Below are 16,833 nucleotides of genomic sequence, written 5' to 3' on the forward strand. Positions count from 1 at the left end.
GATCATCCCCCCGTATACCGGACAGTTTGTGCCCGGTATACGGCATACGGTCTCTCCGTGGCCGGGTCCTGAGCCCCCGGACAACCCCATACCCGAAGTGAGGAGAGACAGAGATGCACCTGGCAGCCACCCGGATTTTCACCGACGACGTGGACACACTGGTCACGTTCTACGAAAAGGCCACCGGAATCGGTGCCGCACGCCTTCACCCGTTGTTCGCCGAAATACACACTCCGACCGGCACTCTCGCGATCGCCGGTTCCGAGACCGCGCGACTGCTCGGGGACGGGGTCGCCGAGGCCCGCACCAATCGCAGCGTTGCCCTGGACTTCCTGGTCGACGATGTCGACGCAACCTGTCAGACACTGCGGGATGTCGTCGACGCCTTCGTCGGCGAACCGACGGACATGCCGTGGGGCAACCGTTCGCTCCTCGTCAGGGACCCGGACGGCAACCTGATCAACTTCTTCACACCGATGGGCGAGGCGGCTCGGGACCGGTTCGCGAATCGATCCCGGGAGTAGAACCCGGAGGCCGCGACAAGGACATCGGCCGGCGCGGTTCAGCGGCGGTTCAGCGCGTGGAGCGACGCGCTCACTCGCGGCGGTTCCGGTTCCACAGCTGGTGCGTCAGACCGCTGGATGTGCTGATGGACTCGACGGAGAATCGCTCTTCCAGGCCGGTGAGGTGATCCCAGATCCGGACACCGGCACCGAGCACGATCGGAATGATCGACACGTGCAGGAAATCGATGAGATCGGCCTGGAGGAACTCGCTCACCGTCGACGGCCCGCCGCCGATCCGGACGTCCGACCCGCCGGCCGCGTCCTGCGCCATGCGAAGCGCCTCCTGCGGTGAGGCATCCACGAAGTGGAAACTGGTGCCGTTGTCGAACTCGATCGCTTCGCGCGGGTAATGGGTCAGAACGAAGACCGGGGTGCGGAAGGGCGGCGCATCTCCCCACCATCCCTGCCAGCCGTCGTCCGGCCATTCTCCCGCCTGCGGGCCGAACTTGCGACGGCCCATGATCTCCGCCCCGACACCCTGGCCCCACATGCTGAACATGGCTCGGTCGACGGTCACCGGTTCGTCGATTCCGTGAATGCCGTGGATGACGCGGCCGTCGAACTTACCGAAGAGCGCCTGCGCTCCGCCGATCGGCTCCTCGAACGTCACATGGTCGCCGGCGGCATACCCGTCCGAGGAGACGAACAGGTTGTGGACTCGCGTACGGGGCATAAGGACTCCAATGCAGGTAGTTGCAAGTTGCAATCACTTCATCGTAGCGTAGAGTAATCCTCAACTGCAACCACTCTGGAGGGCCGGATGGTGAGAGGACAGCCCCGATCAGGGTGCGCGATCAATGCGGCGATCGAGGTGCTGGGCGACGCCTGGAGTCTCATCGTGCTTCGCGATATCGTTTTCGGCGGTCGCCGGCACTTCCGCGAGCTCCTCACACGCAGCGACGAAGGCATCGCGTCGAACATCCTCGCCAACCGCCTTCGAAACCTGGTCGAGGAAGGCCTGCTTTCTCGTGACGATGCGACGCGGGGGCAGCGAGCGGCGTATTCGCTCACCGAGGCAGGGATTCAGACGGTTCCGGTCATGGTGGCCCTCGGGACCTGGGGCATGCATCATCGACCCACATCGCCTGCGTTGACCGTGCGCGCCCGCATCCTGGCCGAGTCCCCGGGCCTCGTCGACGACCTCATCGACGAGCTCCGCGAGGTTCACCTCGGCATCCCGCGACGCGCCCCCGAACGCCCCCTTGCCTCCGAGCGACTACAGCAGGCATTCGAGGCCGCCACCAACAGCGAACCGTCACGGTCCGGCGGCAACGGCGGGCCCGAACCGGCAACCTCGAACGCCGACTGAGTAGTCGCGGAAGTGGCCGGGATCGGCAGGCCCGGGGTCCAGGACCATCAGCTTGTGCATAACCACTTTCCTGTCACCAGGGCACTGTTCCGGCGTCATCGAAGAATCCGCCGGTCGGTCCGTCATCGGGGAGGGTCGCGAGGCGAATCGCGATTGCCGCGCCCTGCCCGGGGGTGCGGTGGCCGCGGAAGCCGTTGAGGTCGGTAGCGGTGAAACCGGGGCAGCCGCAGTTGATCAGGATATCGGTGTCGCTCAGTTCTTTTGCGTATTGGACGGTGACCGCGTTGAGGAAGGTCTTCGACGCCGCGTACGCGGCGGAGATCGGGCCGGTCTCGGTGCCGGGTGTGGACTGAAGGGTGAGCGAGCCGACGCTGCTGGACATGTTCACGATTCGCGGTGATGCCGAGCCGCGCAGCAGGGGCAGCATCACGTTGGTGACGCGGATGACGCCGATCACGTTGGTTTCCACCACGGCTCGCATGGTCGCGGGATGGACCGTGGTGGGCGTCTGTGGCATACCGCCGGTGATCGCGGCATTGTTGACCAGCACGTCGAGGCCTCCGGCCCGGTCGGCGATCAGCTCGGCCGCGGCGGCCACGCTCGCGTCGTCGGTCACGTCGAGCGGGACACCGAACGCATCGGTTCCGGCCGCACGGAGCTTCTCCACCGCGGTGTCGCGGCGTTGTGAGTCCCGCGCGCCCACACCGATTCGCCAGCCGAGGGCACCCAGGCCCGCCGCGATCTCGTATCCGATCCCTTTGTTCGCGCCGGTCACCAGCGCGATCGTCTGTGCACTCATACCGTCGATCCTGATGCGGCCACGGGTCGCGCGTCCAAGACCGACCGGGTGTGCAGCGATACCGCACGGGTATCGGACCCGGTCGGCCCCGGATACGATGCCCCGGTGGAGACTCGGGAGTTGCGATACTTCGTCGCGGTCGCCGAGGAGTTGCACTTCGGGCGGGCGGCACAGCGGCTCGCGATGGCGCAACCGCCACTGTCCCGGGCGATCCAGCAGCTCGAACGACGGCTCGGAGTGGTACTGCTGCACCGCACCCCTCGCGCGATCGCTTTGACCGAGGCCGGGTCGGTGCTGCTGCGGGAGGCCCGGGCCGCGCTCGACGCGGTCGAAGCCGCGGAGCGCCGCACCCGCCGCGCCGCTGCCGAGCGGCCGGGCGTAGTGCTGGCCACGAAGGCCGGAGCGTCGAGCGAACTGTTGTCGAAGCTGCTGGACGCATACGCTGCCGAACCGGGCGCGGTCGCCGTCGAGGTGATGTTGTGCGGACCCGGCGAACAGGAAAGACTCCTACGCGACGGTCGTGCCGACGTTGCCCTGCTGCACCGCCCCTTCGACACGACGGCCGGATTCGACACCGAGGACCTGTACACCGAACACCAGGTCTTGGTCCTCCCCGCCGGGCACCACCTCGCCAACCGGGCCCATATATCTTCGGCCGAGATTTCCCGGACGGACCTGCCCTTGCCGCGCTGGCCCCGACCGGATGGGAGCTATCCGGACGGCCCCGGGCCGCGGGTCCGCGACCATACCCAGCTGACCCAGCTGATCGCGCTCGGCCGGACCTGCGCGGTCATGCCGGAGTCCGTCCGAACCCACCTGCACGACAAGCACGCCATAGTGCCGGTACCGGACGCGCCGCCAGTCACGACCGTCATCGCCTGGCCACCGCACAGCAGATCCAAAGCCGTCGCCGACCTCGTCCGCACCGCACTACGCCTCTAGCCGATAACTCCCCGCAGGTTCAGGAAGGGTCTCACCAGAGCCCCTACAGGCGCGGCCCTACTTCTTCGCAGAGGCCGAGCCGCTACACGTTCGAAGCGGAGCTCGACCGGCCCGCGATCCATCCTCTGCGCCTCGAACATCCTGGTGACCGCTCGGCTGCATGTTACGAAGCCCGCCGACCGGACCGGTGCCGGGCCGCCTCCGATGAACGCACACGCGCCGAGTGGCGTGCATTCGATGAGCGCGTGACGCAAACCCGACAGACGCGAAGTCCCCAGTGACGGCATCCCCTGCTGTGGGCAGGTTTGTAAAGGTAGCCGCGATTTCGCGGTAGCAGTTGAAACGGAACGGATCATTCCGCTATGCTGTTGAGAACAGAACAAACCATTCCGTTCCGGACACCAGGAGAGACCATGACCGCCATCCACCCCTTCCGCATCGAGATCCCCCAGGCCGACCTCGACGATCTGAACTACCGGCTGACCCACGCGCGGTTCGCCGACGAACTGCCCGCCGAGAAGGTCGCGGGCAAGGTAGACCTCGGTATCCCGGTGCCGCCGGGCTGGGAATACGGCGTGCCCGGCGCGTTCGTCCGCCCGTTGATCCAGCGGTGGCGCGACGAGTTCGATTGGCGCGCGGTCGAGAAGAACCTCAACACGGTCCCGCACTTCCGCACCGAGATCGACGGACAGCAGATCCACTTCGTGCACATCCGCTCGGCGAACCCCGAGGCGACCCCACTGATGCTGACCCACGGGTGGCCGAGCTCCTTCGTCGAGTACCTCGGCTTGGTCGACAAGCTCACCGACGCGTTCCACCTGGTGATCCCGTCCTACCCCGGGTACGCCTTCTCCGGCCCGACCCGCGATATCGGCTGGACGCCGGAGCGGATGGCCGCCGCCTACGTCGAGCTGATGCGCCGCCTCGGGTACGAGCGCTACGGCGTGCACGGTAACGACGGGGGTGCGATCGTGACCCCGGAGATGGGCAGGCTGGCCCCGGACAACGTGATCGGCGTACACGTCAACCAGATCTTCGCCTTCCCCAGCGGCGATCCGGACGAGCTTGCGAACCTGAGCGAGCAGGACCGGGCGTTCATCGAGTTCGGCCAGAAGTTCCTCGAGCACTCCATCCACGACTTCAGCCAGCGCGCCCAGCCGCAAACCATTGCTGCGGGCCTCGCGGATTCCCCGGTCGGCCAGCTGACCTGGAGCAGCCAGCTCCTCGGCACCCTCGACCCCGACGACCTCCTCACCAACGTCGCGATCTACTGGTTCACCAACACCGCGGCCTCCTCGGCCCGCTTCTACTACGAGAACGCCAAGGGCACCCACGCCACCGAGCCGACCACCGTCCCCATCGGCCTCGCCTCTTTCGGCTACGACTACAAGCCACCGCGCGCCCTCGCCGAACGCGACCACGCCAACATCGTCCAGTGGAACGAGTACAGCGAGGGTGGCCACTGGGCCGCCTATGAAGTCCCCGACCTGCTCGCTACCGACATCCGCAATTTCTTCGCCGAACTCGGCTGAGATTCCCGAACTCCGCTGAGCAAACCACCCGCCTGGCCCCGATCCAAGCCGATCGGGGCCAGGGCGCGCCCTTTGGGGCTCAGTCACTCGGATGGGCTTCTATGCCGGTGACATCAAGTCGGTATGGATGACACCGGCAGCCTTCGGCGCGGTATCGCCCTGGTGGATCGTCCACGCCCGGGACTCTTTCGGGCCGGCCGTGAGATAGGTCTGCAACCCGAGGGTGTGGAAACCGGCCCGGGCCAGAGCATGCAGGCCCGGTTCGGTCTGGCCGATGGACTCCAGCAGTTCCGCGGCGGATTCCTCGTCGAGTTCGAGAAGTTTCGATGGTCCAGCGCCTTTGAGGACGGCTGGATCACCGAACCGTCGGCAACGACATATCACCGACCTACCGACAACGACAGAAACCACGACTGGGCTGACCCGGCAATCGGACCGACCGGCACAACCACCGGTCATGGCCGACTTCATCAACTCGGTGAGGAGGCGCTGGTCCCTGTGAGCACTGTCCGGAACGTCACCGATACTCGTCGCCCTCGCGATACCCGCCCGGACGGTGAGGGATCGGTCTTGCGGGCAGCGATGGTATGCCGCCACCGATACCGCGCCTCCCGCGTCATCTCGCACAAACTGCCGGGCGCCAACCTGACCGGCACACAGACCCCGCCCTCAGGGGCGAGAAAGTCCATCGTGCAAGCAGAGCCGAGACTCAACGTCGCCACAACCGGCCCGAAACATGGCACACAGTCGATATGCGGGCCGATGCCTTGCCCGGGCAGATACTCGTTGACGATGACCTGATCCGGCGCAACATCCCACTCCAGCCGCTCGACCAGCTCACACGCCCATCCGGGCAGCGGTGCCGCAGGCTCGCGCACGGCCACCGAGCGGCGGCCGTAATCGTAACGGTGGCCGAAATGCTGGACCCGCCGCCGCAATTCGCTCGACCATGGTGCCGCATCGATCGCGGCCAGCAACCTTACCTGCTCCGAAGCACGGACCCAGTCCGACGCATACCGCAGACCCTCGACACCCGCGATGCCCGCGAATTCGGTCGTCACACGATCAACTGTGCCACCCCGGATCGAGGCACACTGCAGGTCGTCCTCAGCCTCGAGAAGAGCCCCGAAGCAGGCAACCCGGCGGCCAGAGGACCGAACCCGGTCATCTCGAATCGACCAGCAGACGATCATGCGCCACAATCGGCACACGGTCCGCGATGCGTCCGAAATCGAACGTCACCCTATCAACGAATCCCACGCGCCCTTAGAGACCGCTCGAAGCCGGATATGGATCGGACCCGCTTGGATGAAATACAGGCGTCCCACCGGCCACATCTAGAGGCCCGCTCGGACGCACAAATTGTCAACGGAGTTGAGCATCGGACCGGAACTCGCCTACACGCTGAAGCGGAACTCGACCACGTTCCGGCACCGACCAACTTCTGCGCGGAGCCCTCATGCGGGGTGAATCCGCGCCGTGTACTACCCGTCCGACGGCTCGAACCGGCGATGGTCGGCCTCGTACTCGACCCCGGACGAGCGATCCAAATCGATATGTATCCCGTCGGCTTCGTCGGTGAAGATCACCACCGCGGAGCCCACGACCGGGACCTGCGTCGACCTCGTGCGCATGAATGCCGGCACCAGGCGCTGCCGGCCGTGATCGTCGTAGGCGATCTGGATCCTGAACTCCGGCTTGTCGAAGAGCCAGGAGCCTCGATGGTCGCGTTCCGCGAGAACGCCGGCGTGCCGGGTGCCGGTACGGCGGAGCCGATCGATCGTCTGCTGGCGCGACCGTGCATGCCCGAAAGCGTGCGCGAGCCGGATGGCCGCGGAGACCGCCCAAGTACCCGCCGTCGCGGCGAGCAGCGCGAGTAGCTCGCGTGGCAGCGACGTGGCGGTGGCGATGTGGCGTAGGTCGAATACCGGCTCGGGTTCGGTCGCGTAACCGGCGGCAAGCCAGGCGAGAGCGGTGAGGGAAAGGGCGCCCCAGATGGTCGTGCTCGCCAGCAAGCCTGGCAGCCGGACCTGACCGAACTCGGCCCGAATCCGTTCACCGAGCCCGAGCGTCGTGTTCACCGCGACGTAGGCGCTGATCAGCGTGAGCCCGAACGCCCATGGGGACCCTACCGTCGTGGGGGCGAGTTTCAGGAAGGCAGCGCATGGCACGCTGAACACCAGTGCCCACAGCGCCGCCGCGAGTAGCGTCTTCGCCCACAGACCACCCGTGAACCGCCCCACCGGACGGCCGGGTACGAGCTGGGTCATCCGGGCAGCGCGGCGGTCCTGCGTCGACAGCACCGGGAATGTCTCATCGACGGCGTCGGGCTCTGTCGTGGCGCGGCGTGGCATGGTGTCCTCCTCGAGCCCGAAACTCAGAGCATCCCGAATGTCGTCATGACGCAATCTTCCCGGGTTCGGGGGTCCAGAACACCGAAACCGGCGGATCGACGATCGTGACCGTCCGACGGTCCTCGGCCGAGATCCGCACGTCGATCCGCTCCCCTGCCCGCAGCTGCGCGAACGCAGTCCGGCGTGGGGCGAACACACAGGTAACGCCGGCGTAGTCAGTACTGTTGGTCCGCCTGTGCGAGCGCCGCCGCCCGCGCGGGCGAGACAAGACCCGCGGGCCGTTGTTCCTCTCGCCAGATCCCCTCGGCCACACCGAGGTCCTGCGGGCCGATACCGACTGTCCGCGTCACCGAAGCAGGATCCCGATACCGAGCAAACACGCCACCGGCGCGATGGCACCGTCCGGATACTGCCCGGCGATATCAGGCCAGACGTTGAAACGGAACGCGACTACACATTGAAACGGAACTCCACCACGTCGCCGTCGGCCATGACGTAGTCCTTGCCTTCCATCCGGACCTTGCCCGCCGCCTTCGCCGCGGCCATGGACCCCGCCTCGACCAGATCGTCGAAGGCCACCACTTCGGCCTTGATGAACCCACGTTCGAAGTCGGTGTGGATGACACCGGCAGCCTTCGGCGCGGTATCGCCCTGGTGGATCGTCCACGCCCGGGACTCTTTCGGGCCGGCCGTCAGATAGGTCTGCAACCCGAGGGTGTGGAAACCGGCCCGGGCCAGAGCATGCAGGCCCGGTTCGGTCTGGCCGATGGACTCCAGCAGTTCCGCGGCGGATTCCTCGTCGAGTTCGAGGAGTTCGGATTCCACCTTGGCGTCCAGGAACACCGAGTCGGCCGGGGCCACGGAGGCTTTCAGTTCGGCGACCTTGGCTTCGTCGCTGAGCACCGATTCGTCGGCGTTGAAGACGTACAGGAACGGCTTCGTGGTGAGCAGGGACAGCTCTTTCAGGAGTTCCCCGTCGATCTCCTTCGCGGCGTGGAACAGGGTCCGGCCGCTGTTGAGGATTTCCTGGGCCTGCTTGGCGGCGTCGGCGTAGGGCTTGCGGTCCTTCTTGACCTTGGCTTCCTTCTCCAGACGGACGACCGCCTTCTCGAGGGTCTGCAGGTCGGCGAGGATCAGTTCGGTTTCGATGACCTCGATATCGGAGGCCGGGTTCACCTGGCCGTCCACATGCACCACGTCGTCGTCGGCGAAGACGCGGACGACCTGGCAGATGGCGTCGGCTTCGCGGATGTTGGCGAGGAATTTGTTGCCGAGGCCGGCGCCCTCGGAGGCGCCCTTCACGATGCCGGCGATATCGACGAAGGAGACCGTCGCGGGGACCGTGCGGGCGGAGTCGAAGATCTCGGCGAGCTTGTCCAGGCGGGGATCGGGCAGCGGAACCACGCCGACATTGGGCTCGATGGTCGCGAACGGGTAGTTCGCGGCGAGCACGTCGTTGCGGGTCAGCGCATTGAACAGCGTCGATTTTCCGACGTTGGGCAGGCCGACGATTCCGAGGGTGAGACTCACGAGGACAGCAGTCTACGCGGGTGAGTGGCGAGGGCGACGGTCGGCCGGGGCGTGCACGCGGGCGCCTGTGCGGAGGGCGGCGGAGAAGGCGGCGAACTTCATGCGGTCGCCGGGCCGCTCGGTGATGTCGAGGAGTTCGGTGGCGCGTTCGTGCTGGACGGCGCGTACGGCGAAACCGGGCACGACGCCGAGCGCCCACCACGGCGGGTTCAGGGCCTGCGCAGCCAGGCTGTCGGCGGCCTCGGTGCGCTGGAGCCGGGTTGCGCAGGCGTCGGCGAAGTACTCGGTGAATTCGGGCCAACTGCCGGGAAGGGGCCGGGTGGAGATGCCGTAGAGGCGGTACCAGTCGCAGCAGTCCTGGTAGAGACGTTCGCAGGCGGCGGGGGTGAGGGGGCGGACGTAGGTGTCGACGGCGGTGACGAGGGTGTCGACGTAGGTGGCGTGCTGGAAGTGGAACAGGTCGGGGGTCAGTGCGTGATAGCGGGCGCCGGTGTGGTCGCGGCCCTTGACGTGCTCGTGGGCGTAGCGGATGACGCGGGCGGGGTCGGGGTGGCCGTGGCAGGCCAGACCGATCATGCGGTCGACCGTGCGCTGTTTGTGCGCCCACAGACCGGTGTGGACGTGCTCGGTGAACGACGCGGCGATCACGGGGTGCAGGATCTGCAGGGCGACGGCGCGGGGCAGGGTCAGCAGGAAGCGGCGGTCGGGCAGATATCTGCGCAGCAGGGAGTGGTGATCGACATCCCGCTGCGCGGGCGCCTGCGAACTGGTCATTGCGCAACCCCTCGGCCGGGGGCTCCGGATCACCGGAACCTGAGAGTAATGAAACATTTCCCTCTCATCATGTCAACGCACTGGTATGTCGGCAGGTCGGCGTACCGTGACCCCATGGAGCCGACCTCGCAGGTGGTAACGGCCTACCCGGCGCCCGCACTGGCCGCCTTCATCGACCGGTACGTCGGATATCGGATGACCGGATACGAGGCAGGTCTGCACCGCGGGCTGCCCTCTCGGCATATGACGTTCATCGTCGCCATCGGCCCGTCCATCGACGTGATAAGCCAAACCGACGCCCGCCAGTCGCCGGACGACTACCGCTGTGTGCTCAGCGGACTCCAGGACAGCCCGGCGATGATCGCGCACGACGGCACCCAGGAAGGGGTGGCCATCAAGCTCACCCCGCTGGGCAGCCGGGCACTGTTCGGGCTGCCCGCGGCGGAACTGTGGAGTACCTCGATCGAGTTCGCCGATCTCGTCGGCGCGCCGGGCCGGCAACTGTGGGAGGAACTCCAGGAACAGCCGGGCTGGCCGCAGCGGTTCGCGGCGTGCGACCGGGTGCTCACCGGGCTGCTGGTCCCCGAACGGTCGGTGGGACCGGAATTGAGCTGGGCGTGGCGGGCGGTGACGGAATCGCACGGGACGTTGGGCGTGGAACCGCTCGCCGAACGGATCGGCTGGAGCCGCCAGTACCTCACCAAACGTTTCACGAGCGAGTTCGGCTCGAGCCCGAAGGTGGCCGGGCGGGTGGCGCGGTTCGAGCGGGCCAAACAGATGCTGCTGCATACGCCGTCGTTCGTCTCGATCGCCCAGGTCGCCGCCGCCTGCGGCTACTACGACCAGCCGCATCTCAACCGGGAATTCGCCCGGTTGGCCGGATGCAGCCCCACCCAGTGGCTGGCCGAGGAGATTCCATCCGTCCAAGACCCGGAGATGGCCGGCGGGCCAGGCTGAACTCATGACCGCAACAGAGAACACCACCACGACCACCACCCCCGCACCGGCCGTCTGGCCGTGTCTGGCCTTCACCGACGCCCGCGGCACCGCGGACTTCCTGGTGCGGGCGTTCGGCTTCGAACTGACGGCCATGTACGCCCGCGAAAGCGATCCGTCGGTAATCGAACACGCCGAAATGCGCTGGCCGGAAGGCGGCGGAATCATGTTCGGCACCGTAAACAAGGGCGGTGGGCTGCCGGAGCGGCGCATACCGGGCACCGAATCGATCTATGTGGTCTGCGCCGACCCGGACGCGCTGTACGCGCGCGCCACCGCCGCCGGCGCGGAAACCGTCGCCGGGCTGAAGGACGAGGACTACGGGTCGCGCGGGTTCACCGTGGCCGACCCGGAGGGCAACTACTGGAGCTTCGGGACCTATCGAGGGCAGTGAACCGCGTCGCTGCGCCGGATCGAGACCCGCACATGGTTCGCTGTTCCCGGTGGCCGCGGCGGTGTCGAGCCCTGCCGCGGCGCCTCGCCGAAATGCGCCACACGATCATGGCTTGACCTTCAGGTTGCTCGAAGCCCGATGATGGGCGCGTGCCCGAATCCGACCTGATCACCATCGGCGCGTTCGCCCGCTCGTGCGGTATCACGGCCAGTGCGCTGCGCTTCTACGACGACTCCGGCCTGCTCGCCCCGGCCGGGGTCGACGCGGCCACCGGATACCGGTACTACGCACCCGCCCAGGTCGAGCGCGCGGTGACGATCCGCCGCCTCCGCGCCATCGATATGCCGCTCGACGAAATCGCCCGCGTACTCGCAAGCGACCCGCATACCGCGGCCGGGCTCATCGACGATCACATGGCGGGGCTGCTCCAGCGGACCCGGGAGGCACGGCGGACCGCCGAAGTGGTCAAGATCGCGCTCGGCGAACCCTCCGGCTGGTGGGTGGCGACGGTACGCGGGCCGGTGCTGGCGGCGGCGGTCGAGCAGATACTCGCCGCCACCGGCACCGACCCCGACCTGCCGGTCCTGGCCGGGGTACGGCTCGAGGCGACGCCCGAATCGCTCACCCTCACCGCCACCGACCGCTACCGGCTCTCCACCCGCACGCTGGTTCCCGAACAGCCCGGATCGGCCGAGTGGGCCGCCACGGTCGACGGCGCAGACCTGAGCTCGGCGCTGCCGGAGATCCGCGGCGCCCACTCCATCGATATCGACGCCGGCGAACACAGCGTCCGGTTCCGCTCCACCGACGGTGCCGTACGCAGCTGTCGCACGCTGGCCGAACCGTTTCCCGACCACCGCGGGTTGCTGGCAGCGCTACCGGCGGCGCCCACCCACGCCGTGGTCGCCAAGCACGACCTGCTGCGCGCGTTGGAACAGCAGCGCGGCCGTTACCTCCGGGTGCGGACCGCGGCGGGCACCCTCACCGTCTCGGGCGCCGGAGGCGGGCCACCGACCGAACTGGCCGCGCGGGTCATCGGCCCCGACAGCGAACTCGTTTTCGGGTTCACCACCCTGCATCCGGCCGTCACTACCGCCATCGGACCCGATGTGCGGCTGGATATCGGCGGCCGCACCGATCCGATGGTCGTCCGGTCCGCGGACAACGGCGACCTCACCACCCTGGCCATGCCGGCCGACCCCGCAGTTGTCGACGAGAACGGATCTTCCCTATGACCACCACCGGGCAACTCTCCCCCGACGCCACCCTGAACGCGATCACCGCGGCCGTCACCCTCGGCCGATCCGGGGACAGCGCCGCCGCCCGCGAACGTCTCCTGCAGCTCTGGCGCGGTATCGGCGTCACCGGAGACCCCTTCCACCGCTGCGCCCTCGCGCACTACCTGGCCGATCTCCACGACGATCCCGCCCAGGCGCTGGCCTGGGATATCCGCGCACTCGACGCGGCCGACGCCCTGACCGACGACCGAGTTCAGCGGCACCATGCGAGCCTGCGGGTCGCGGGGTTCTATCCGTCGCTGCACCTGAACCTTGCCGACAACTATCGGCGCCTGGGCTCGTGGGACGCCGCGGAGAAACAGCTCGCCGCCGCACGCGAACGGCTGGACGCCCTCTCCGACGACGCCTACGGCGCGCTGATCCGCACCGCGCTCGACGAGGTGGCCGACACGGTCGCCCGGCGGTCCACCGAGCGACGGCCGAGCGCACCGGGCCCGGGTTCCTGACACCGTTCCCCGTGGCTACCGCGCGGCTGCCAAGCGCACTGGGCCCACGTTCGTGACACCGTTCCCCCTGGCTACCGAGCGCACTGGGCCTGTTTTCGTGACGCCGTTTACCGTGGCTACCGCCCGCCCCGGCCGACACCGATCGGCCGGGGCGGCGATCACTGCGCGGTGAGTTCGGCGAAATCGGGGGCGTAGACGGTCGTCCAGTGCGGGCGCAGGCGGAAGAAGACCACATCGTTGTCCCAGTCGAACGCGTCGTCGCCGTAGAAATCCTGGAAGTAGGCCAGCAGTTCCGGCCACTCGGCATCCGGTTCGCCGACCGCCGGGTTCAAGACTTCGGCGGTACCGTGCGTGAACACGCCCAATGCCTCACCACGCAAGTGCGCGACGCTCGCGGCGGGCCGGGCAGCGAGGTGACGAGCCTTGGCCGCGGTGCGCGCGGTGCCGAAGTACCACCGGCCGTGCAGGAAGTGCCCGTCGACACCGCTCACCCGCGGCTCGCCCTTGGCGGTCACGGTGGACAGGGTGAGCAGGCACATACCGGTGAGAACCGAGGTGAGCTGCTCGGCGGTCAGGGTGCGATCGGCGGCGATGATCGAGCGGAGATGACCCGTGGCACCCGCGAGTGAGGTGTCGAGCAGGGTCTGCAGGGCGGCCAGTTCTTCGGGGGTTTCGCGCATTGCCCCACCGTATGCGCGCCGGACCGCGATCCGGTTGACCGAAATTGCTCCATCTGCCGGGCTCGCGCAGTTGTCCTCCGGCCGGAGAGCGGGTTACTGGAGGTCGTCGGGCAGCAACCTGAAGGCCGCGTGTCCGGTCAGCGGTCGCAGCACCCGGAAATCGCGGCGGTCCAGAGTGAGCACCGCATCGGTATCGAACGCCTCCGCGAGACATACGCACATCGCGTCGACCAGATCGAGGTTCAGCGCCGCGTAGTGTCCGCGAATCTCGACAGCCGTACGGATCACCCTGGCGTCGACCTCCGGCACGACGATACGACCCGCGGCGATGCGATCGGCTGTCAGCCGCAGGATTCGGTCGGCTACGCGGCGCTCGGCTCGGATACTCGCCACGTGATGTACCTCTGTCAGCGCGAGCGGACTCACGACGATGGCACTGGCGGAATCAGCAGCGCGGCGGGCCGCGAAGTGTTCAGGGTCGGAGCGGTTGAAGAGAGCCAGGAGTCCGGAAGTATCCGCGACGACTATCACGCCGGCCGGTTCATGGCGTCGCGGATCTCGTCCTTGCCGATCGACCCGCCGAGGTCGAAGGTCTCCTCGTCGGTCAGCAGGGGCGTATCCCACCGGCGGTGGCGCAACAGATAGGCGCGTACGGCATCCCGGGTTATCTCGTGCTTCGAACGTCCCTCCGCATCGGCCTGCGCGTTGAGCGCCTGCTCTTCGTCATCGGGTAAGCGCATTGTCCAGGCCATACCCCGATGATACCAATCTAGATACCATCCTGGCTCCCAGTAGCTACCCGAGTACGAAAGAGAGGAACATTCCGCTCGGCGCACCACAGCGACCGTTCACCGCAACCGTCGAAGCGCCGAACGGCCATCGGTTACGTTCATGTGACCGGCATGTCCGCTCGCTGTACAGGAGTCTGCCCGATGGGGACTATCGAATATCTCAAGACCGACCCCGACCTACCACCCGTGGGTGTGGTCGACCGGTCCCCGATCACGCCCGCGAAGAAGGCGATCTTCGCGGCCATCGGGCTGCTCGGCGCCGTGGCCTGGACGATTCTCGCGATCGCGCGGGGCGAATCCGTGAACGCGGTGTGGATCGTGATCGCGGCGGTGTGTACCTACATCATCGCCTACCGGTTCTACGCGCGGCTCATCGAATACAAGGTCGTCAAACCCCGCGACGACCTGGCGACTCCGGCCGAGATCCTGGACAACGGTAAAGACTTCATGCCGATGGACCGGCGGGTGCTGTTCGGGCATCATTTCGCGGCCATCGCGGGCGCGGGGCCGCTGGTCGGGCCGGTGCTGGCGGCGCAGATGGGCTACCTGCCGGGCACCATCTGGATCATCGTCGGCGTCGTATTCGCCGGCGCGGTGCAGGACTACCTGGTGCTGTGGGTGTCGATGAAACGGCGCGGTCGCAGCCTCGGGCAGATGGCCCGCGACGAACTCGGGGTGATCGGCGGCGTGGCAGCCATCATCGGCGTCCTGGTGATCATGATGATCCTGCTCGCGGTGCTGGCGCTGGTGGTGGTGAACGCGCTGGCGCACAGCCCGTGGGGTGTCTTCTCCATCGCCATGACCATCCCGATCGCCCTCTTCATGGGCGTGTACCTGCGGTATCTGCGGCCGGGCCGGGTCGGTGAGATCTCGGCCATCGGTTTCGCCCTGCTGATCCTGGCGATCATCGCGGGCGGCTGGGTCTCGCACAACGACACCTGGGCCGGATGGTTCACCTTCCATCCCGTCACCATCTCCTGGATGTTGATCGGCTACGGCTTCGTCGCCTCGGTACTGCCGGTGTGGCTGCTACTGGCCCCGCGCGACTATCTGTCGACCTTCATGAAAATCGGCACCATCGGTCTGCTGGCGGTCGGCATCCTGGTGACCCTGCCGGTATTGAAGGCGCCCGCGGTCTCGGAGTTCGCCACCTCGGGCACCGGCCCGGCCTTCGCGGGCAGTCTGTTCCCGTTCCTGTTCATCACCATCGCCTGCGGCGCGCTCTCCGGCTTCCACGCGCTGGTGTCCTCGGGTACCACGCCGAAACTGCTGGAAAAGGAATCGCATGCCAAGGTGATCGGATACGGCGGCATGCTGATGGAATCCTTCGTCGCGGTGATGGCGATCATCACCGCGTCGATCATCGATCAGCACCTGTACTTCGCGATGAACGCCCCGGCCGGAGCGACCGGTGGGACCGCGGAAACCGCCGCCGCCTACACGAACAGCCTGGGCCTGTCCGGTCCGCCGACGACCGGCGCCGCACTGAGCCAGGCCGCGGCCGATGTGGGTGAGGAATCGGTGATCTCCCGCACCGGCGGCGCCCCGACACTGGCAGTCGGTATCTCCGAAGTGTTCGCCGGGTTCCTCGGCGGGGCCGGGATGAAATCGTTCTGGTACCACTTCGCGATCATGTTCGAGGCGCTGTTCATCCTCACCACCATCGACGCGGGCACCCGCGTGGCGCGGTTCATGCTCTCCGATTCGCTGGGCAACCTGCGGGGGCCGGCGCGTAAGTTCGCCGATCCGTCGTGGCGGGTGGGCGCGTGGCTGTGCTCGGCGGTCGTCGTGGCGGCGTGGGGATCGATTCTGCTGATGGGTGTGACCGATCCGCTGGGCGGGATCAACGCGCTGTTCCCGCTGTTCGGTATCGCCAATCAGCTGCTGGCCGCGATCGCGCTGGTGGTGGTGCTGACCATCCTGGTGAAGAAGGGGCTGACGAAGTGGGCCTGGATTCCCGGTATCGCCCTCGCCTGGGATCTCATCGTCACCATGACCGCGTCCTGGCAGAAGATCTTCTCGGCCGACCCGAAGGTGGGCTACTGGAAACAGAACAGCATCTGCCGGGCCGCGCGCGACGCCGGTGAGCTGTGCCTCACGGCCAAGACACCGGATGACGTGGACGCGGTGATCCGCAATACGTTCATCCAGGGCGTGCTGTCCATCGTCTTCGCGGTGCTGGTGCTGATCGTGGTGCTGGCCGCGGTATGGGTCTGCTATCGCACCGTGAAATCGGGCGATACCTCCACCACCGAGTCCCCGGAGGAGCCGTCGAAGATCTTCGCGCCCAGTGGGTTCCTGGTCACCTCGGCGGAGAAGGAGGTGCAGCGGCAATGGGACGAGCGGATCGCCCGGGGCGAGGTCGCGGTGCCCGGGGCCGCGCGCGCGGAGGTGCGGAGTTGACCGGTACGGCTCGCGGCGA

General features: G+C 67.3%; 19 protein-coding genes and 1 pseudogene. 9 read left to right on the forward strand and 11 right to left on the reverse strand.

Features of this window, described 5'->3' with window-relative positions:
* Nucleotides 1–113 precede the first annotated feature (113 nt).
* A complete protein-coding gene (locus tag ON38_RS20390) occupies nucleotides 114–524 on the forward strand; it encodes a VOC family protein (protein ID WP_039826498.1) in 411 nt (136 codons plus the stop codon).
* A 70-nt stretch (nucleotides 525–594) separates the two neighbouring features.
* Here the strand turns inward: ON38_RS20390 and ON38_RS20395 are convergent, their stop codons facing one another.
* Complete coding sequence (locus ON38_RS20395) at nucleotides 595–1,239, reverse strand: dihydrofolate reductase family protein (protein ID WP_039826499.1); 645 nt, start codon at nucleotides 1,237–1,239, stop codon at nucleotides 595–597.
* Nucleotides 1,240–1,377: 138 nt separating this feature from the next.
* Here ON38_RS20395 and ON38_RS20400 point away from each other — a divergent pair, with 138 nt between their 5' ends.
* Nucleotides 1,378–1,875: a winged helix-turn-helix transcriptional regulator gene (locus tag ON38_RS20400; protein WP_245564129.1), complete on the forward strand. Its 498-nt coding sequence runs from the start codon at nucleotides 1,378–1,380 to the stop codon at nucleotides 1,873–1,875.
* 73 nt (nucleotides 1,876–1,948) lie between these two features.
* Here ON38_RS20400 and ON38_RS20405 read toward each other — a convergent pair whose 3' ends face one another.
* Complete coding sequence (locus ON38_RS20405) at nucleotides 1,949–2,674, reverse strand: SDR family oxidoreductase (protein WP_039826500.1); 726 nt, start codon at nucleotides 2,672–2,674, stop codon at nucleotides 1,949–1,951.
* Nucleotides 2,675–2,779: 105 nt separating this feature from the next.
* Here ON38_RS20405 and ON38_RS20410 point away from each other — a divergent pair, with 105 nt between their 5' ends.
* Both ON38_RS20410 and ON38_RS20415 read left to right on the forward strand, forming a co-directional pair.
* On the forward strand, nucleotides 2,780–3,616 hold the full coding sequence (locus ON38_RS20410) for a LysR family transcriptional regulator (RefSeq protein ID WP_039826522.1): 837 nt from the start codon (nucleotides 2,780–2,782) through the stop codon (nucleotides 3,614–3,616).
* A 413-nt stretch (nucleotides 3,617–4,029) separates the two neighbouring features.
* A complete protein-coding gene (locus ON38_RS20415) occupies nucleotides 4,030–5,148 on the forward strand; it encodes an epoxide hydrolase family protein (protein WP_039826501.1) in 1,119 nt (372 codons plus the stop codon).
* 117 nt (nucleotides 5,149–5,265) lie between these two features.
* On the opposite strand, the pseudogene ON38_RS20420 reads toward ON38_RS20415, so the two are convergent.
* The 6 genes and pseudogenes from ON38_RS20420 to ON38_RS20440 form a co-directional block, all read right to left on the reverse strand.
* Nucleotides 5,266–5,472 (reverse strand): annotated as a pseudogene (locus ON38_RS20420) (DUF933 domain-containing protein); the annotation flags it as partial.
* Between the two features lie 146 nt (nucleotides 5,473–5,618).
* Nucleotides 5,619–6,341 (reverse strand): alpha-ketoglutarate-dependent dioxygenase AlkB, encoded by a 723-nt coding sequence (locus tag ON38_RS20425; protein WP_083872895.1) that lies wholly within the window; start codon nucleotides 6,339–6,341, stop codon nucleotides 5,619–5,621.
* 291 nt (nucleotides 6,342–6,632) lie between these two features.
* Nucleotides 6,633–7,502: a hypothetical protein gene (locus ON38_RS20430; protein ID WP_157181822.1), complete on the reverse strand. Its 870-nt coding sequence runs from the start codon at nucleotides 7,500–7,502 to the stop codon at nucleotides 6,633–6,635.
* A gap of 215 nt (nucleotides 7,503–7,717) precedes the next feature.
* On the reverse strand, nucleotides 7,718–7,852 hold the full coding sequence (locus tag ON38_RS37920; protein ID WP_281004623.1) for a hypothetical protein: 135 nt from the start codon (nucleotides 7,850–7,852) through the stop codon (nucleotides 7,718–7,720).
* Between the two features lie 100 nt (nucleotides 7,853–7,952).
* A complete protein-coding gene (gene ychF, locus ON38_RS20435; protein WP_039826505.1) occupies nucleotides 7,953–9,032 on the reverse strand; it encodes a redox-regulated ATPase YchF in 1,080 nt (359 codons plus the stop codon).
* Nucleotides 9,033–9,044: 12 nt separating this feature from the next.
* The gene (locus ON38_RS20440) at nucleotides 9,045–9,806 is read right to left on the reverse strand and encodes an oxygenase MpaB family protein (protein ID WP_039826506.1); all 762 of its coding nucleotides are present in this window, start codon (nucleotides 9,804–9,806) and stop codon (nucleotides 9,045–9,047) included.
* A gap of 114 nt (nucleotides 9,807–9,920) precedes the next feature.
* Between ON38_RS20440 and ON38_RS20445 the strand changes: the two genes are divergently transcribed.
* From ON38_RS20445 to ON38_RS20460, 4 genes are all read left to right on the forward strand, one after another.
* The gene (locus ON38_RS20445) at nucleotides 9,921–10,763 is read left to right on the forward strand and encodes a helix-turn-helix domain-containing protein (RefSeq protein WP_039826507.1); all 843 of its coding nucleotides are present in this window, start codon (nucleotides 9,921–9,923) and stop codon (nucleotides 10,761–10,763) included.
* A 4-nt stretch (nucleotides 10,764–10,767) separates the two neighbouring features.
* Nucleotides 10,768–11,196 (forward strand): VOC family protein, encoded by a 429-nt coding sequence (locus ON38_RS20450; protein ID WP_039826508.1) that lies wholly within the window; start codon nucleotides 10,768–10,770, stop codon nucleotides 11,194–11,196.
* Between the two features lie 149 nt (nucleotides 11,197–11,345).
* Nucleotides 11,346–12,431, forward strand: a complete 1,086-nt coding sequence (locus tag ON38_RS20455; protein ID WP_039826509.1) for a DNA polymerase III subunit beta family protein — start codon at nucleotides 11,346–11,348, stop codon at nucleotides 12,429–12,431.
* Nucleotides 12,428–12,940: a hypothetical protein gene (locus ON38_RS20460; RefSeq protein ID WP_039826511.1), complete on the forward strand. Its 513-nt coding sequence runs from the start codon at nucleotides 12,428–12,430 to the stop codon at nucleotides 12,938–12,940. The genes ON38_RS20455 and ON38_RS20460 overlap by 4 nt, the downstream gene beginning before the upstream one ends.
* 158 nt (nucleotides 12,941–13,098) lie before the next feature.
* Here ON38_RS20460 and ON38_RS20465 read toward each other — a convergent pair whose 3' ends face one another.
* The 3 genes from ON38_RS20465 to ON38_RS20475 form a co-directional block, all read right to left on the reverse strand.
* Nucleotides 13,099–13,620 carry a pyridoxamine 5'-phosphate oxidase family protein gene (locus tag ON38_RS20465; RefSeq protein WP_039826512.1) on the reverse strand — a complete coding sequence of 174 codons (522 nt, stop codon included), beginning with the start codon at nucleotides 13,618–13,620 and terminating at the stop codon, nucleotides 13,099–13,101.
* A gap of 93 nt (nucleotides 13,621–13,713) precedes the next feature.
* Nucleotides 13,714–14,244 (reverse strand): type II toxin-antitoxin system VapC family toxin, encoded by a 531-nt coding sequence (locus tag ON38_RS20470; protein ID WP_306306689.1) that lies wholly within the window; start codon nucleotides 14,242–14,244, stop codon nucleotides 13,714–13,716.
* Nucleotides 14,148–14,372: a ribbon-helix-helix protein, CopG family gene (locus ON38_RS20475; RefSeq protein WP_083872897.1), complete on the reverse strand. Its 225-nt coding sequence runs from the start codon at nucleotides 14,370–14,372 to the stop codon at nucleotides 14,148–14,150. Before ON38_RS20475 ends, ON38_RS20470 begins: the two co-directional genes overlap by 97 nt.
* Nucleotides 14,373–14,552: 180 nt before the next feature.
* On the opposite strand from ON38_RS20475, the gene ON38_RS20480 reads away from it, so the two are divergent.
* Nucleotides 14,553–16,814, forward strand: a complete 2,262-nt coding sequence (locus tag ON38_RS20480; RefSeq protein ID WP_085995459.1) for a carbon starvation CstA family protein — start codon at nucleotides 14,553–14,555, stop codon at nucleotides 16,812–16,814.
* Nucleotides 16,815–16,833: the final 19 nt, after the last annotated feature.

The organism is Nocardia testacea NBRC 100365, assembly GCF_000308775.1.
GTDB classification, from domain to species: Bacteria; Actinomycetota; Actinomycetes; order Mycobacteriales; family Mycobacteriaceae; genus Nocardia; species Nocardia testacea.

What these genes read in the sequence shown, in the direction of transcription:
- ON38_RS20440 (WP_039826506.1), bottom strand. Translation starts at nt 9,806, where the DNA reads ATGACCAGTTCGCAGGCGCCCGCGCAGCGGGATGTCGATCACCACTCC.
- ON38_RS20430 (WP_157181822.1), bottom strand. Translation starts at nt 7,502, where the DNA reads ATGCCACGCCGCGCCACGACAGAGCCCGACGCCGTCGATGAGACATTC.
- ON38_RS20415 (WP_039826501.1), top strand. Translation starts at nt 4,030, where the DNA reads ATGACCGCCATCCACCCCTTCCGCATCGAGATCCCCCAGGCCGACCTC.
- ON38_RS20405 (WP_039826500.1), bottom strand. Translation starts at nt 2,674, where the DNA reads ATGAGTGCACAGACGATCGCGCTGGTGACCGGCGCGAACAAAGGGATC.
- ON38_RS20475 (WP_083872897.1), bottom strand. Translation starts at nt 14,372, where the DNA reads ATGGCCTGGACAATGCGCTTACCCGATGACGAAGAGCAGGCGCTCAAC.
- ON38_RS20450 (WP_039826508.1), top strand. Translation starts at nt 10,768, where the DNA reads ATGACCGCAACAGAGAACACCACCACGACCACCACCCCCGCACCGGCC.
- ON38_RS20395 (WP_039826499.1), bottom strand. Translation starts at nt 1,239, where the DNA reads ATGCCCCGTACGCGAGTCCACAACCTGTTCGTCTCCTCGGACGGGTAT.
- ON38_RS20425 (WP_083872895.1), bottom strand. Translation starts at nt 6,341, where the DNA reads ATGATCGTCTGCTGGTCGATTCGAGATGACCGGGTTCGGTCCTCTGGC.
- ON38_RS20460 (WP_039826511.1), top strand. Translation starts at nt 12,428, where the DNA reads ATGACCACCACCGGGCAACTCTCCCCCGACGCCACCCTGAACGCGATC.
- ON38_RS20480 (WP_085995459.1), top strand. Translation starts at nt 14,553, where the DNA reads ATGGGGACTATCGAATATCTCAAGACCGACCCCGACCTACCACCCGTG.
- ON38_RS20465 (WP_039826512.1), bottom strand. Translation starts at nt 13,620, where the DNA reads ATGCGCGAAACCCCCGAAGAACTGGCCGCCCTGCAGACCCTGCTCGAC.
- ON38_RS20445 (WP_039826507.1), top strand. Translation starts at nt 9,921, where the DNA reads ATGGAGCCGACCTCGCAGGTGGTAACGGCCTACCCGGCGCCCGCACTG.
- ON38_RS20390 (WP_039826498.1), top strand. Translation starts at nt 114, where the DNA reads ATGCACCTGGCAGCCACCCGGATTTTCACCGACGACGTGGACACACTG.